This is a genomic window from Pseudomonadota bacterium, from assembly GCA_039028155.1.
Lineage (GTDB): Bacteria > Pseudomonadota > Alphaproteobacteria > SP197 > SP197 > JANQGO01.
The window spans coordinates 25,847-41,024 of the sequence record JBCCIS010000002.1 but is presented as its reverse complement, the minus strand read 5'-3'; the positions used below and the strand labels follow the sequence as shown (position 1 = coordinate 41,024).

At 64.5% G+C, this 15,178-nt stretch carries 18 protein-coding genes; 12 read left to right on the top strand and 6 right to left on the bottom strand.

The genetic code is table 11. The features are described 5' to 3' along the window. Positions 1–7 precede the first annotated feature (7 nt). Genes AAF563_01440 through AAF563_01395 form a run of 10 tightly spaced genes read left to right on the top strand, consistent with a single transcriptional unit; the run spans position 8 to position 8,671 of the window. A complete protein-coding gene (locus tag AAF563_01440) occupies positions 8–775 on the top strand; it encodes a (Fe-S)-binding protein (protein ID MEM7119906.1) in 768 nt (255 codons plus the stop codon). Continuing rightward, on the top strand, positions 775–2,190 hold the full coding sequence (locus AAF563_01435; GenBank protein ID MEM7119905.1) for a LutB/LldF family L-lactate oxidation iron-sulfur protein: 1,416 nt from the start codon (positions 775–777) through the stop codon (positions 2,188–2,190). The genes AAF563_01440 and AAF563_01435 overlap by 1 nt, the downstream gene beginning before the upstream one ends. Next, complete coding sequence (locus tag AAF563_01430) at positions 2,187–2,876, top strand: lactate utilization protein (GenBank protein MEM7119904.1); 690 nt, start codon at positions 2,187–2,189, stop codon at positions 2,874–2,876. The genes AAF563_01435 and AAF563_01430 overlap by 4 nt, the downstream gene beginning before the upstream one ends. A gap of 30 nt (positions 2,877–2,906) precedes the next feature. After that, complete coding sequence (locus AAF563_01425; protein MEM7119903.1) at positions 2,907–4,046, top strand: aromatic ring-hydroxylating dioxygenase subunit alpha; 1,140 nt, start codon at positions 2,907–2,909, stop codon at positions 4,044–4,046. A 3-nt stretch (positions 4,047–4,049) separates the two neighbouring features. Further along, positions 4,050–4,643, top strand: coding sequence for a Smr/MutS family protein (locus AAF563_01420; GenBank protein ID MEM7119902.1), 594 nt, complete (start codon positions 4,050–4,052; stop codon positions 4,641–4,643). A 22-nt stretch (positions 4,644–4,665) separates the two neighbouring features. Continuing rightward, complete coding sequence (locus AAF563_01415; protein ID MEM7119901.1) at positions 4,666–5,154, top strand: GFA family protein; 489 nt, start codon at positions 4,666–4,668, stop codon at positions 5,152–5,154. A 30-nt stretch (positions 5,155–5,184) separates the two neighbouring features. Continuing rightward, positions 5,185–6,078: a DUF1932 domain-containing protein gene (locus AAF563_01410; GenBank protein MEM7119900.1), complete on the top strand. Its 894-nt coding sequence runs from the start codon at positions 5,185–5,187 to the stop codon at positions 6,076–6,078. A gap of 52 nt (positions 6,079–6,130) precedes the next feature. Then, complete coding sequence (locus tag AAF563_01405) at positions 6,131–6,760, top strand: LysE family translocator (GenBank protein MEM7119899.1); 630 nt, start codon at positions 6,131–6,133, stop codon at positions 6,758–6,760. A gap of 4 nt (positions 6,761–6,764) precedes the next feature. Further along, a complete protein-coding gene (locus AAF563_01400) occupies positions 6,765–8,159 on the top strand; it encodes an FAD-binding oxidoreductase (GenBank protein ID MEM7119898.1) in 1,395 nt (464 codons plus the stop codon). A gap of 50 nt (positions 8,160–8,209) precedes the next feature. Next, positions 8,210–8,671 (top strand): RidA family protein, encoded by a 462-nt coding sequence (locus AAF563_01395; GenBank protein ID MEM7119897.1) that lies wholly within the window; start codon positions 8,210–8,212, stop codon positions 8,669–8,671. A 9-nt stretch (positions 8,672–8,680) separates the two neighbouring features. Here the strand turns inward: AAF563_01395 and hslU are convergent, their stop codons facing one another. Together hslU and hslV are read right to left on the bottom strand one after the other, a co-directional pair. Beyond that, positions 8,681–9,991, bottom strand: coding sequence for an ATP-dependent protease ATPase subunit HslU (gene hslU, locus AAF563_01390; GenBank protein MEM7119896.1), 1,311 nt, complete (start codon positions 9,989–9,991; stop codon positions 8,681–8,683). A gap of 126 nt (positions 9,992–10,117) precedes the next feature. Next, positions 10,118–10,675 (bottom strand): ATP-dependent protease subunit HslV, encoded by a 558-nt coding sequence (gene hslV / locus AAF563_01385; protein MEM7119895.1) that lies wholly within the window; start codon positions 10,673–10,675, stop codon positions 10,118–10,120. Between the two features lie 115 nt (positions 10,676–10,790). On the opposite strand from hslV, the gene AAF563_01380 reads away from it, so the two are divergent. Further along, on the top strand, positions 10,791–11,234 hold the full coding sequence (locus tag AAF563_01380; protein MEM7119894.1) for a DUF2628 domain-containing protein: 444 nt from the start codon (positions 10,791–10,793) through the stop codon (positions 11,232–11,234). Positions 11,235–11,239: 5 nt separating this feature from the next. Then, the gene (locus tag AAF563_01375; GenBank protein ID MEM7119893.1) at positions 11,240–11,779 is read left to right on the top strand and encodes a GNAT family N-acetyltransferase; all 540 of its coding nucleotides are present in this window, start codon (positions 11,240–11,242) and stop codon (positions 11,777–11,779) included. Positions 11,780–11,840: 61 nt separating this feature from the next. Here AAF563_01375 and AAF563_01370 read toward each other — a convergent pair whose 3' ends face one another. The 4 genes from AAF563_01370 to AAF563_01355 all read right to left on the bottom strand — a co-directional run bounded on the left by AAF563_01370 (position 11,841) and on the right by AAF563_01355 (position 15,173). After that, entirely contained in the window at positions 11,841–13,271 is a 1,431-nt protein-coding gene (locus tag AAF563_01370; protein MEM7119892.1) for a hypothetical protein, read from the bottom strand. A 38-nt stretch (positions 13,272–13,309) separates the two neighbouring features. Continuing rightward, positions 13,310–14,179 carry a hypothetical protein gene (locus AAF563_01365; protein MEM7119891.1) on the bottom strand — a complete coding sequence of 290 codons (870 nt, stop codon included), beginning with the start codon at positions 14,177–14,179 and terminating at the stop codon, positions 13,310–13,312. Between the two features lie 12 nt (positions 14,180–14,191). After that, complete coding sequence (locus AAF563_01360) at positions 14,192–14,518, bottom strand: hypothetical protein (GenBank protein ID MEM7119890.1); 327 nt, start codon at positions 14,516–14,518, stop codon at positions 14,192–14,194. A gap of 106 nt (positions 14,519–14,624) precedes the next feature. Beyond that, a complete protein-coding gene (locus AAF563_01355) occupies positions 14,625–15,173 on the bottom strand; it encodes a hypothetical protein (protein MEM7119889.1) in 549 nt (182 codons plus the stop codon). Positions 15,174–15,178 lie beyond the last annotated feature (5 nt).

Here is a 15,178-nt window from a genome sequence, read left to right as displayed (position 1 = left end):
TCGCGCCATGACCGCGACGTCGACGCCCCATGTCGCGCTTTTCGTCTCCTGTCTTGTCGATCTTATGCGCCCGACCGTCGGCTTTGCCGCGGTCAAACTGTTGCAGGATGCCGGCTGCACGGTCGACGTGCCGCAGCAGACCTGTTGCGGCCAGCCGGCCTATAACTCGGGCGATCGCGACAACGCCAGGAAGGTCGCGCGCGGCCTGCTCCAGCAGTTCCAGGATTACGATTACATCATCGTTCCGTCCGGTTCGTGTGCCGGCATGTTGTCTCATGACCTCGTCGATCTGTTCGACGACGGCGATGAAGCCGTGTTGGCGGCGGATGTTGCCGCGCGCACTCAGGAGCTGACGTCGTTCCTGGTCGACATCATGGGTATCAATGGCGTCGCGGCGTCCTATGACGGGATCGTCACCTATCACGATAGCTGTTCGTCGCTGCGCGCCATGCAGGTGCGTGACCAGCCGCGCCGCCTGCTGGAGAGTGTCAACGGCCTGACGCTGCGCGAGGCCCAGGACCATCAAGTCTGCTGCGGCTTCGGCGGCACCTTCTGCGTCAAGTATCCGGCCGTCTCGTCGGCCATGGCTGCTGACAAGGCGGACCGTCTGGCTGAGACCGGCGCTGATACGGTCGTGGCGGGCGACCTCGGTTGCCTGATGAACATTGCCGGGATCCTGAAACGTCGGAGGTCGCCGATCCGCGTGCGCCATGTCGCCGAAGTCCTGGCCGGCATGACCGATACCCCGGCGATCGGCGACGGCAGGCCGACCTGATGGAACGCTCGGCCCGCGCCTTCACACACAACGCCCACAAGGCGCTGGCCGACGACGTGCTGCAGGACAATCTGGTCAAGCTTAAGGGCAACTTCCTGGTGCGCCGAGAACGCGCGCGCGACAGCCTGCCGGAATTCGATGTGCTGCGCGACGAGGCCAAGGCGATCAAGGACCACACGCTGGCCCATCTCGATCTCTATCTCGAAGCGTTCGAGGCACAGGTGACCGCGACCGGCGGCCAGGTCCATTGGGCCCGCGATGCGGCGGAGGCGCGCGCCATCGTCTTGGAGATTTGCCGGGCCGAAGGCGCGCGCACGGTCACCAAGGGAAAATCGATGATCGCCGAGGAGATCGCTCTCAACCCCTATCTCGAGGCTCATGGCATCGAGCCGGTTGAGACCGATCTCGGCGAATACATCATCCAGTTGGCGAACGAGCCGCCCAGTCACATCATCGCGCCGGCGATCCATAAGAACCGCCAGCAGGTCGCCGAACTCTTCGCCGACAACCACGCGCATCTCGATGGCCGCCTGCTCGACGATATAGACGACATGCTGGCCGATGCGCGCAAGGTATTGCGCGAGCGGTTTCTGAAAGCCGATATCGGCATCACCGGCGCCAACTTCATGGTCGCCGAGACCGGCCAGACGATCATCGTCACCAACGAGGGCAACGGCGATCTGACCCAGCTGTTGCCGCGCGTCCATATTGCATTGGCATCGATTGAGAAGGCCGTCCCGTCGCTTGAGGACGTCACAACGATCCTGCGCGTGCTCGCCCGTTCGGCGACGGGTCAGGAGATGGCGTCCTATACGACCTTCTCCGCCGGCGGGCGACGCGACGGAGAGACCGACGGGCCGGAGGCCTTTCACGTCGTTATCGTCGATAACGGCCGGTCGGCGATGCTGGGCAGCGAGGTCCAGGACATGTTGCGCTGCATCCGCTGCGGCTGCTGCCTCAACGCGTGCCCGGTCTATGGCAAGCTGGGCGGCCACGTTTACGGCACGACCTATTCGGGACCCATGGGTTCGGTCCTATCGCCGTCGCTCTTCGGCATCGACGAGATGCACCACCTACCGAATGCTTCGACCTTGTGCGGACGCTGCGAGGACGTTTGCCCCATGCGCATCCCGATCCCGCGCATGCTGCGCTATTGGCGCGAACGGGAGACCGAGCGCGGACTGGCACCGTCGACAGCGCGCTGGGGGCTCAATCTGTGGAGCGCCTTCGCCAGCCGACCGACGCTTTACCGGCGATTGATGCGTATCGGTGTCGGTGTCTTGGGCCGGCTGGGTCGGCGCCATGGCGGTTTCGCCAATCTGCCGCTGGCAGGTGGCTGGACGCGCGCACGTGAGATGCCGGCGCCGGAAGGACAAACCTTCCAGGACCGCTGGCAACGGGGTGAACGGCCATGACCGGCGCGCGCGAAGCGGTACTGGGCCGCGTCCGCGAGCGGCTCGCGCGCTCGCCGGACGACGAAACGCGAGCCCGGCGCGACATCGCCGAAAGGCTCGCCGGCCAACGCCGCGGTACCCAGCCGGCGCGTATCGATCGCGACCGGGCGGGTCTGGAGACGCTGTTTGTTGAAAAGGCCGAGGCCGTCGACGCCACCGTGGCGGTGGTTAAAAAGGCCCAGGATGTCCCGGAGGCGGTCGCGGGCTATCTGCGCGAGCGCAACCTGCCGGCCGAGGCGGCGATCGCGCCCCATGCGGCGCTCGACACCATGCCGTGGCAGGGCTCGGCGCTCAGCCTGTCGCGCCGGGCCGCACGGGGCGAGGATGCCGTCGGCATCGCCTATGCCTTCGCCGGCATCGCGGAGACCGGGACGTTGATGCTGGCGTCGGGACCGGATTCCCCGGCGACCCTCAACTTCCTGCCGCCGACCCATATCGTCGTTCTGCACGAGACCGATCTTGTCGGCGGTTACGAGGACGCTTGGCAGCTGCTGCGTGATGCCGGCCGGGGCCGGGGTCTGGATCTGCCGCGCACGGTCAACCTGATTACCGGCACGAGCCGCACGGGCGATATCGAACAGACGCTGCAAAAGGGCGTCCACGGACCCAAACGCCTCCATATCGTCATGGTGCGCGACGGGTCTTGACCGGCCGTTCTCTTGGGTCACCATGGGTCCATGTCTGTCACCGACCTTCTGGCCGAGATCGGCCGCACCGCCGCGCTCCCCTTCGAGGCTGCGGAAACCCTTCCTTCAGCCGCCTATACCGATCCCGATTTCACCGCCTTGGAGGTCGAACGGCTGTTCCGCGGAGACTGGGTGTGTGTCGGTCGGGCGGACGAAATCCCCGAAACCGGTGATTATCTGACCCATCGCATCGCCGGCACGGGGGTCGCCGTGGTGCGCCAGGCCGATGGATCGCTCAAGGCGCTGGTCAATATCTGCCGCCATCGCATGGCCGAACTCCTGGTCGACCAGGGCCATGTCGGCAAGATCGTGTGCCCCTACCACGCTTGGTCCTATGACCTCACCGGCCAGCTCCTGATGACGCCCTTCATGGGTGACGGGGTCGACAAGAAAGAGATCTGCCTGCCCGTCCTGCGCACAGACCAGTGGGAGGGCTGGATCTATGTCACCGACGATCCGGATGTGGCGCCGATCTCCGAGCGTCTGAAGAGCCTGTCGCGGCGCATCGCGGATTATCGCATGGCCGACCACGTCATGGTCTATCGCGCGGAGGAGGTCTGGGACTGCAATTGGAAGTCCTTGGTCGAGAACTTCACGGAAAGCTACCACCTGTTCTCCAGCCACAAGGACACGCTGCAGCCCTTCGCCCCGACCCAAGGGGTGTGGTGCGAACCCGGCGATACCGGTTGGAACATCCACTGGATGGATACGTCCTGGCCGCAGACGAGGGTGTGGGAGGATACGCCGGAGGCGGCGCTCAACACCTTTCCACTGTTCCACTGTTATCCCAGCCACGTGGTCAGCATCTCGTTCAACCGCGGCTTCTGGATGTCGCTGCAGCCCGAGGGGCCGACGCGGGTGCGCGTCCTGTGGGGCGCCACCGCGCCAGGCCCGATCGTTCCCGGCGAGCCGGAGGCCCGCGCCGCCTATCGCGCCGAGACCAAAAAGACATTTGATGAGGTCAATCTGGAAGACCGCACCATCGTTGAATCCATCGCACGCTCCCATCAAAGCCCCTATGCCGATCGCGGCCGGCTGGGCGAAAAGGAGCGAACCATCTGGGAGTTCTGGCGATTTCTTGCCGGCGCGCTCGGCGCGCCCAAGCCATCGGCCCTTTCTGCCGCGCGCTGACGCGTGGCCAAGAAACCGCGCGACGGTCTAAGCGAAGAAGATCTTCGCTTGTGGTGGCGCGTCACCCAATCCGTATCGCCGCTGCCCGGTCGCGAGGTCGACGGCGCCGAGACCGAGAAGGCACCGACAAGAAGGCAACCCAAAGCCGCTAAGCAGGACGAACCGCAACCGGCACCTCAGGACGTCACGCGGCTGATCCACAAACCCCTGGTCGATCGGCCGCGGGTCAATCATCACAGCCTTCTGGCCGGCGAGCTTGACGGTGTCGACCGCCGCCTCGGTCAGCGCCTGAAGCGCGGTCAACTTCCCATCGAGGCGCGGCTCGACTTGCACGGCCGACGGCGCGACGACGCCCATATGGCGCTGAATGCGTTCCTGGGCGACGCCCAGGCGCGCGGCATCCGCTGCGTGCTCGTGATTACCGGTAAGGGTCGGCGTACGCCACTGGATGAGCCGCGGAGCGTCCTTAAGGCGATGCTGCCGCGTTGGCTCAACGAGCCGCCAAACCGCAATCGTATTCTGGCTTTTGCCCACGCCCGGCCCCAGCATGGCGGCGAGGGTGCCTATTATGTGCTGCTCAGGAAGGGTCATCGTTAAGACCTTTAGAAGGAGATCCGCCATGCCCCAGCTCAACGGTTCCTGCCATTGCGGCGCGGTTCGCTTCTCGGTTCAGTCATCGACGCCATACCCCTATATGCGCTGCTATTGCTCGATCTGCCGCAAGACCGATGGCGGTGGGGGCTACGCGATCAATCTGATGGGCGATGCGGCGACGCTTGAGGTCACGGGCGCGGACGCGCTCACGGTCTATCAGGCGATGATCGACGGTGAACAGAGCCCGGCGCGCCGCCACTTCTGCAAAAACTGCGGCACGGCACTTTGGCTCTTCGACCCGCGATGGCCTGACCTGGTCCACCCCTTCGCCAGCGCCGTCGACACGCCGCTTCCACCGACGCCGGAAACCCAGCACATCATGCTCGAGGCCAAACCGGACTGGGTCGAGGTCGCCCCGGCGGACGAGCAGAACATCCACTTTGCCGGCTATCCCGAGCAATCGATCGAGGATTGGCACAAGAGCCGCGGTCTGTGGCAAGACGAAGCTTCATAACGGGCGCCTGGAGAGAACGGGGAAACAACAATGACAAAACGACTTGGCATCATCAGCCCGGGCGTCATGGGGTCCGCGGTCGGTCGGGTTCTGGTGGAGAACGGCTGTCACGTGGTGACCTGCCTGGCCGGGCGCAGCGAGATCAGCAGGGAACGCGCCGAAAAGGCCGGCATGGTGGGTCTCGCCGATATCGACGCAGTGGTCGCCGCGTCCGACATGATCCTGGCGATCCTGCCGCCGGCCGATGCGATACCCTTGGCGCGCATGGCGGCGGCTGCCATGGACCTCACGCACTTCTCGCCGGTCTATGTCGACTGCAACGCCGTCTCGCCCGCGACCGCGCGCGAGATCGCCCGCATCATGGACGGCGCCAAGGCGCCCTTTATCGATGCCGGCATCATCGGCGGGCCACCTGAAGATGGCTATGCGCCCACGTTCTATTGCAGCGGACAGGAGACCGGTCCCTTGATGGCGCTCGACGGCATGGGGATCAAGGTGCGCGATGCCGGTCCTGAGATCGGCGCCGCCTCGGGCGTCAAGATGTGCTACGCCGCCATCACCAAGGGCACGATGACCCTGCACACAGCCGCTCTGATCGCCGCCGAACGCATGGGCCTGCGCGACGTTCTGTGGCGCGAGCTGGAAGTGAGCCAGGGCAAGGTCGCCGAGAAGATGACCGAGACCGTGCCGTTCCTGCCCGCCGATTCCGCGCGTTGGGTCGGCGAGATGGACGAAATCGCGGCGACCTTTGGCGACGCTGGCCTGCCGTCAGGCTTTCACGAAGCGGCCGGCGACGTCTTTCGGCTGCTGGCCCGGAGCCATTTCGCCGGCGAAACCCGCGAGACCATGAACCAGGACCGCACCCTGGACGAGGCGGTCCGCGCCTATGCCGAGGTGCTGGACGACGCTGATCGCGGTGGCTGAGCGCTGGTTGCCTGCTCTATGGTGGCCAGCGCGCTGAGAGGGAACCAGCACCATGCCTTCCTATGAACTGCTTCTGGCCTTTGTCGTCGCCACCGCCGTCTTCGCCTATATGCCGGGTCCGGCCATGCTCTATACGGCCGCCCAGACAATCGCGCGCGGCCGCCGCGCCGGGTTGATGGCGGCGCTCGGCATCCACATCGGCGGCTACGTTCATGTCATCGCCGCGGCGTTCGGCCTTTCCGCCATCTTCAAGCTGGTGCCCGAGGCCTATATGGCGGTCAAGATCATCGGTGCGTTCTATCTGATCTGGCTCGGCATCGGCATCATCCGCCAGCGCATCGACGGTACCACCCGACCGCAGACCGCCGCCAAGTCGGCGCGTCGCGCCTTCTTCGAGAGCATCACGGTCGAGGTCTTGAACCCAAAGGCCGCGATCTTTTTCCTGGCCTTCCTCCCGCAGTTCGTCGATCCGGCGGCGGCATTTCCGGTCTGGGTCCAGTTCCTGATCCTGGGCACGGTGGTGAACCTCGCCTTTTCCTCAGCCGATCTCGTCTGCATCCTGCTCGCCTCGACCCTGGTCAAGCGGCTCAAGAACGGCGGCTGGGGTGAGCGTTTGGCGCGCTGGACCGGCGGGGCGCTCCTGATCGGGCTGGGCGCGCGCCTCGCCTTCGACAGGGACTGAGCCCATGGCCGGCCTCGATCCCCGTCACTTTTCCGATTTTGAGGCAATCGTCGGCGCGCGCGGCTTGCGCCAAGGCAACGTGACGGAGATGCTGGAGCCCGGCATCCACCCGGCCAACCTGGACGCCGACGTGGTGCTGCTGCCCGCCTCGACCAGCGAGGTCGCGGCGATCGTGGGCTATTGCGCCCAGCACCAGATCCCGATCGTACCCCATGGCGGGCGCACGGGGCTCGCCGGTGGTGCGGTCTCGACGCCCGGCCAGGTCGTCGTTCAGACAACGCGCATGGATGGCATCGTCGAGGTCGATCACTTGGCCGGCACGGCCGTCGTCGAGGCGGGCGCCACCTTGGGCGCGATCGACGAGGCCGTCGCTGAACACGGCCTTTCGGTCGGCATCGATCTTGCCGCGCGCGACAGCGCGACCATCGGCGGCATGGTGTCGACCAACGCCGGCGGCATCGAGGCGTTCCGCCACGGCGTGACCCGCCAGCGGGTATTGGGTTTGGAGGTCGTGCTGCCGGACGGGCGCGTGCTGGACGACTTGAAGCTCGTCTCGAAGGCGAACGAGGGCTACGACATCAAGCAGCTCGTCATTGGCGGCGAGGGAACCCTGGGCATCGTGACCAGGGTGGCGCTGGCCCTGGTGCCGCGACCTGGGGCCAAGGCAACGGCGCTGGTCAGCGTCGCCAGCGCCGATGACGCCGTGCGCCTCTTCCGTCGGTTCCGCCACCATCCGGGCGGCACGCTACTGGCCTCGGAGATCATGTGGTCCGGCTACGCCCGCGCCGTCGCCGAGGCCAACGATCTCTCCGGTCTGCTCTCCTTCGAAAGCGACCCCGGGGCGCTGTTCGACGTTATCGACGTCGCCGACGACGCAGCCGGTTCCGGTCAGGCGTTTTTGGAGGAAGTGCTCGCCGAGGCCGCCGAGGCCGAGGAGATCCGCGACGCCCTGATCGCCAAGAACGACCAGGAGCGCGACAAGATCTGGCTGATCCGCGAGGACTCCTGGGCCATCGACCGTGCCAAGCCGGATGGCTTCTGGTACGACGTTTCGGTCCCCCATGGCGCGCTCGACCGCTACGCCGCCGATGTCTTCCAACGCATCGCCGCGCTCAATGCGGGGTTCGAGGTTTTTGTGATGGGCCATCTGGGCGACGGCAACATGCACCTCACCATCACCGCCGGCAAACCACTGCCGGACCACTACGACGCCGTCTGCGACGCCGTTTACGCGGGACTGGCGGATATCGGCGGTTCGTTCTCCGCCGAACACGGCATCGGCCTGGAAAAACGCGCCGCGCTGGTCGACCACGGCTCGGCCGTCAAGCTCGACATGATGCGCGCGGTCAAGGCCGCGCTCGACCCGCAGAACATCATGAACCCCGGCAAGATTATTTAGTACAACTGATGTGTTAAAACGCCCGCCTGTGGGCGAGAGGAGGAAACGCCATGAAAACAGGGTTTCAGCCGCCTGGCGTCTGGCCGTCGTTCGGGTGCAATTCAATGGGGTTGGTGACCGGCGAGGGTCGGCAGGTGCTGCTCAGCGGCCAGGTCGCCTGGGATGAGAAGCGGCACGTGGTCGGTGTCGGCGACATGCGGGCCCAGACCGAGCAGACGTTCCGCAACATCCAGGCCTCGCTGGCGGCGGTCGGTGGCGAGATGGACGACGTGGTCTCGATCGTCACCTACGTGACGACGCCCCAGGGCCTCTCCGACATTCACGACGTGCGCAAGCAAGTCTTCTCGGTGCCCTACCCAGTCAGCACGCTGGTTCAGGTGGCTGCCCTGGTCGACCCGGATCTGCTGATAGAAATCACCGCGACCGCCATCGTGCCGCTGGATCGCTACCGCGAACCCGACGCGATGGAGCCACAGACCTTCGACGTCAGCGAAGGCGGCTTCAACCTCTGACGTTGATGCCTAGAGAATGAACTTCGAGAGGTCGGCGTTCTTGGCCAGTTCGCCGACGCGTTCGTGGACGAAGGCGGCGTCGATGGCGACCGTCTCGCCGGCGCGGTCGGGCGCCGAGAAGCTGATCTCGTCCAACAGCTTTTCCATCACCGTGTGCAGGCGCCGCGCGCCGATGTTCTCGACACTCTCGTTGATCTGGGTCGCCAGATCCGCCAGCGCGTCGATGGCATCCTCGGCGAAGGTCAGCGTCAGCTCTTCGGTGCCCATCAACGCGGTGTACTGAATGATAAGGCTGTTTTCCGGCTCGGTCAGGATGCGGCGGAAGTCGTCGCGGGTCAGCGCCTTCAGCTCGACCCGATTGGGCAAGCGTCCCTGCAGTTCCGGCAGCATGTCCGAGGGCTTGGAGAGATGGAAGGCGCCGGAGCAGATGAAGAGCACGTGGTCGGTTTTGACCGAGCCGTGCTTGGTCGCGACGGTCGTGCCTTCGATCAGCGGAAGGAGATCGCGCTGCACGCCCTCGCGGCTGACATCCGCGCCCTGGCGATCGCTGCGGGCGGCGATCTTGTCGATCTCGTCGATGAAGACGATGCCGTCCTGTTCGACCATGTCGATGGCGGCCTTCACCACCTGCTCTTCGTCCAGCAGTTTGTCGGCCTCTTCGGCCAGCAGCAGATCGTAGCTGTCGCCAACCTTCATGCGTTTCGGCTTGGTCTGACCGCCGAACGCTTTGCCGAAGACGTCGTTCAGATTGAGCATGCCCATCTGCGCGCCCGGCATCCCGGGAATGTCGAAGGTCGGCAGCGCGCCGGAGCCGCTGTCGCGCACGGCGAGTTCGACCTCCTTGTCGTCAAGCTGACCCTGGCGCAGCATGACACGGAACTTTTGGCGCGTGTCCGCGCTGGCATTCTCGCCGACCAGGGCGTCGAGCACGCGCTCCTCCGCGTTGATCTCGGCCTTGGCCGTGACCTCCTTGCGCATGGTCTCGCGGGTCATGGTGATGGCAATCTCGACGAGGTCGCGCACGATCTGTTCGACATCGCGGCCGACATAACCGACTTCGGTGAACTTGGTCGCCTCGACTTTCAGAAACGGCGCGTTGGCGAGCTTGGCCAGGCGGCGCGCGATCTCGGTCTTGCCGACGCCGGTCGGGCCGATCATCAGAATGTTCTTGGGCAGCACTTCCTCGCGCAGATCGTCCGGCAACTGCTGACGGCGCCAGCGGTTGCGCAGCGCGACCGCGACGGCGCGCTTGGCGTCGTTCTGACCGACGATGAAACGGTCGAGTTCGGAAACGATCTCGCGGGGTGAAAAACTGGTCATGAGCTCTGGTGGTCCGTGGGTTCTGTTTTTGGTTTGGCATCGCCAGCCCACTCCCCCTCCCGGCCACCCATGGCAGTATCCTCGGGGTGGCCGGGAGGGGGAGTGGGCTGGAGCCGTCGCATCGCATCAGGCAGCGTCAAGAGTCTCAACGACGACCTGGTCGTTTGTGTACACGCAAATTTCGGCAGCGACCGCAAGCGACTTTCTGGCGATGGTCTCGGCGTCCATGCCCTCGATATCCATCAGCGCGCGCGCGGCGGCCAGCGCATAGTTGCCGCCGGAGCCGATGCCGATCAGCCCGTCCTCGGGCTCCAGCACGTCGCCGGTGCCGGTAATCAGAAGCGAGACCTGACTGTCGACAACCGCCATCAGCGCCTCGAGACGGCGCAGGTAACGGTCCGTGCGCCAATCCTTGGCGAGCTCGACGCAGGCGCGCTGAAGCTGGCCGGGATGGCGTTCCAGCTTTTGCTCCAGGCGTTCGAACAGGGTGAAGGCGTCGGCCGTCGCCCCGGCGAAGCCGGCGACGATATTGCCGTCGCCCAGCCGGCGCACCTTGGTCGCATTGCCCTTGACGATGGTCTGGCCCATGGAGACCTGACCGTCGCCCGCGACGACGACCTTGCCGCCCTTGCGCAGGGCGAGGATGGTGGTGCCGTGCCACTGACTGGCATCTGTATTGCTCATCGGCATATCTCGTTGGGTCAGGCCAGGGATCGCACGCCGGCAGCCGCCGATTGGGCGGCGCGCGTACCCGTGCTATGTGAGGGCCCGAAACGTGCCGGTCAAGGGCAGGGGTGCCATGCGGGAATATTGGGTCATGATGCGCGAGAAGGCCGATATCGATATCGAGCTGGTGCGCGACGGATTCTCGTGGGGCGCGTGCCTGATCCCGCTGTTCTGGGCGCTTTACCGCAGGCTGTGGCGGGTCTTCTTCATTCTCCTGGCGGTTATCATCGGCCTGTCTATCCTGTGGAGTTCGCTGGGGCTGGGCGAGACCGGCGTGATGATCGCCAATGTCGCGCAGGCCGTGGTCTTGGGCTTTCTGGGCAACGAGTTGCGCCGTTGGGAACTGGGCCAAAAAGGCTTCAACGCGGTCGATATCGTGGCCGCCAGGCGATTTGATGATGCCGAGGAAAAGGCCGTTATCCGCCTGGCCGAGCACGAGGCCGAACAGCATGAGACCCGTCTAGCGGAAAATTCATTCCCCCAGGGGTTGCACCCCCAGCCAGACCAGTCCATTTAGGCGCCATGGAAACTCGTTCCGCGTCGGCCTCCGCGTCCGTCGAGGTCAAACACGTCACCGAACTCAACCGACTCGATCTCGACGACCTGTGCGATGCCACGGACGCCGCGATCGTGGACGGCAACGGTTTCGGCTGGCTGAATCCCCAGCCGCGCGAGCAGATTCAGCGCTATTGGAAAGGCGTGCTTCTGGTGCCCGAGCGAGAGCTTTGGGTCGGCCGCCTGGACGGCACCATCGCGGCGTCGGCGCAGCTCCAGAAACCGCCGCGCAACAACGAGGCCCAGGCCCATTCGGCCCAGTTGACCACCCATTTCGTCGCGCCCTGGGCGCGCGGTCATGGGCTGGCGGCCATGCTGCTGCGCGCGGCCGAAGACTTCGCCCGCGACGTCGGTCTAAGCCACATGCGGCTCGACGTCCGATCGACCCAGACCCGCGCCATCGAACTCTACGAAACCAACGGTTACGTCCGTTGGGGCGAGCTGCCGTCCTATGCCAAGGTCGGCACCGATCTGGTCACCGGGCTCTTCTACGTGAAAAAGCTTTAGAGCAGATCGGGCTCTAGTTCAGGCCTGGCCTGACGGCACCACCGACTAGGACGCGACTTCCCTAGTTCACCTGCGGGCGCCACAGATAGGCGTCACGGTAGCGCTGGGGATTGATGTCGCGCAGCAGCCGGATGATCTCCAGGCCCTGCTCATGGGTCAGGTTGCCGCCGTAGTAGACGCCGACCCAGCCGTTGTCGGACGGTTCGGTGATGCCCGCCTGATTGTCGTGTTCGGCGGCGGGCTGGGCGGCGCACAGGGGTTCGCGCGCGATGTCGAGGATGGCGTCGAGACGGCCCTTGTTACCGGGCTCGGCTGCCGCTTTCCTCATGTGCTCAAGGTAGGCCTCGGCCTGTTCTTCCTTCTGGAATGAGGCCAGGAACACCCGGTAGTCGGCGTTCTCGAACCGGTTGAGCGCAAGCAGGAAGTCGCCGAGATTGGTGTCGTTGCGGCACGCCATCAGGTCGAGCATGTAGTCGGCGAGCTGCACCGGGTTGAAGTACTGGTCGACCTGAACGTAGTAGGCGGGCTCGATCTCCTCGCGCGGATCGCAGAAGTAGACCGGCAGGAACTTGTTGACGAAGACCTGGTCGAGCGGCGCCGGTTCCTGATTGGCTTCGATCACATCCTTGAGATTGGATCGCGCGGCATCCATGTCGTCGAGCAGGATGTCGTTGATCGCCATCAACATCAGGATATCGGAGCGGAAGTTGGGCAGGCGGTCGTCGTCGGTCGTATCGATCCGCTCATAGATCGTTTGATAGACCTCGTTCGACTGCATCAAGGCCCGCTGTGCGGCTTCACTCAACGGCCAGGACGGAACGCCCTGACCGTCGGCGGTGAAGTAACCGATCATCGACTGTTCCTGGAACGCGCGTGCCTTCAGGAACTCCGCGTAGAGTAAGAAACGGCTGTCCGGGTACGCGCTGATAACGAGATCGGTAATGCCGATCTTGTCGTCCATGTAACCCTCGGTACGGCCGCGCGCGTAAAAGGCGTCATAGAACAGGCCGCGACTGTTCATCAACGCGCGGTCGACGATCGAACGGGTGTTGTCGTCCAGCCGGTCGTCGCTGGTGATCAACCCGTAGAGATAGGCTTGATCGCCGGCCAGGTCGTCGGAGACCCATCCCGGCGGCAGATTGGCGAGAACCTGGGCGATCGTGACCATATCGTCGGCCGTCTCGGCGCGGCGCATGGCATCGATCAGCATTGAGACGCGGGCGCCGACACAATCGGCGTTCAGGCGCGACCCGCAGGTGCCTTCGGGCGGCGGCTCGGTGTTGTCCCTGAACTGTGAGCAGGCGGTGTAGACTTCGCTCATCAGCCCGGCCAGCTCGGCGCCATAGTCGGTCTTGCCGGTACCGATTGCCTCGATAAGGCTATCGAGGTCTTTGTCGATCTCGTCGAGCGTGCGCGGCTCGTAGGCGGCCAGAGCGGGTGTTGCCGACAGGACGACAAGAGCGGTCAGCAGCACACAGACGAACTTCGGCATGGGCAATCTCCGCCGGCGGCCCCGGCGGCCCCAGCAGCCTAGTTCATCGGCTCGCTGCTCTCCTGCGGCGAAATCTGTCGTGTGCATCCCCACTCCATTCGCTGCCGGTCCGACACCATGATGGTGAGGTCCGGATGATCGTCGTCATAAGACAGCACCATCAAGGACGGGTCGATGCCCGGTGCCTGGCTCTCGTGATAGATGACCGCCTCGGACCCGTTGGACAGGATGGGCACAGGCAGAATGTAGGTGCCCGCCACGTTGAACGGCTTGATCAAACCGTTTGCCGGATCAAAGGCATCACCGTGATTGTCGGTGAAGGTCTCGAAGGTCGGTTCCTGATCGAAGTTGGAATCGTTGTAGCGCAGCTGGGCGCGGATCTGGCTTAAGAAGATACTCTCTTCGCGGCAGCGGAACCGGATGAACAGCACGCGGCTGTCGCGCGCCTCGGCCATCGCGAGTTCGCGTGCCTGGTACTCCGCCTCCAACGCCGCCATGCGATCGTCATACGCATTGTTCTGCTCTTCCATCACGCGGGCGACCTCGGCATCGACCTTGGCGTTGAAGTTCACCATCTCGTTCAAGTCATCCATGGTGAAGAGGCCGCCGTCCGGGCGCAGCAAAAGCCAGATCAGTCCCATGTAGACGGCCGGTGCGCCGCCCAGGGTGATCCATTTCCATTCGATCTTACCGGTACCGCCAAGGATGCCGACAAACGCGACGGTCATGGCGGCCATCAAGAACAGGAAGGCGAAGAGACCGTTGGGTTTTTGGAGGGTCGCGAAGACCACGGAAAGAATGATGAAGACGCCGAAGATCGCCAGGACGAAGGCGAGGAAGAAGGTACCGGACACCGGGCGGCCGGGCTCAGGCTTTTGGCGATCAGGGGTCGTCTTTTCCGTCGGCATGACTGTCAGACCTCACCAGCAGGGACAGGAGAACCAGCAACCCCAATCGCCGCAGCAATAGTCCCAGCGACAGGACTGGGCGATCGTGATGTCGTCGTCCATCAGCCTGGGCGATTGATTACCCTGGTGGTTGCCCGATGGGCTGTTGCCGTAAAGCTCGGGAAGGGAAATGCCAGCGCGCATTAGCGCGGCGGTCCATGGACGTTCGGGCGCGGGGTCACAGACGCCGGACTCCGCCATCGGCAGTGCCGCGGTCCCACGCGGTTCGCTGCCGAAAGACGCTGACACACTGGTCATCGCCAGGGCAACGACAAGACATGAGACGAGCCGAACCAGCATGACTATACCTTTACCGAAACTGACTTCGCACTCGACACAATGAATCTAGTAAATCGGAAATAGACTGTCAAATCACGACGAAAGCCATTCAGCCACGAAAAGGTAATCAGCGCTGAATTCTACTATCAGTCTGGCGCCAGCGGAGCACGCCAAAGCCGACAAAGGCCAGTCCGGCAATTGCCAAGATGGCGCTGAAGGTCACGCGCTCGTTTCGCAGCTCGCGAAGACGAGCGATGACGTCGCCGGCCGGAACAATGGTGACGTCGCCCGCTGCAGCGCCCCAGATCAGGGTCCGGTCGGCAGCGTCGCCGGCATCGGGCCACATCTGGACCGTGATGTCGCCTTCCAGGGCCAGCTTGACCTCATCATAGGCTGGCAGGTCCGAGCGGTAGAACACGGGCTCGGAACCCGGTTCCAGGATGGCTCGAAACTCCATGATGGGTCCGCCAGAAAACAGCGGAATACCGCCTGACCGGACGCTAACCTCGGCGGTCTGCGAGGCCGAGCCGGTCACTGGAACCAGCGCGGCCTCGCGGGGGTAACCGGCAAACAAGGGCTCGGCGCCCTGCCACACGCCGAGCACAAGAAGGATGGTTCCCGCAGCGATCGGGGCGTGGGGCTTCCACCCCAGACTGCGCGCAAATCGCCCGATCATCGCAA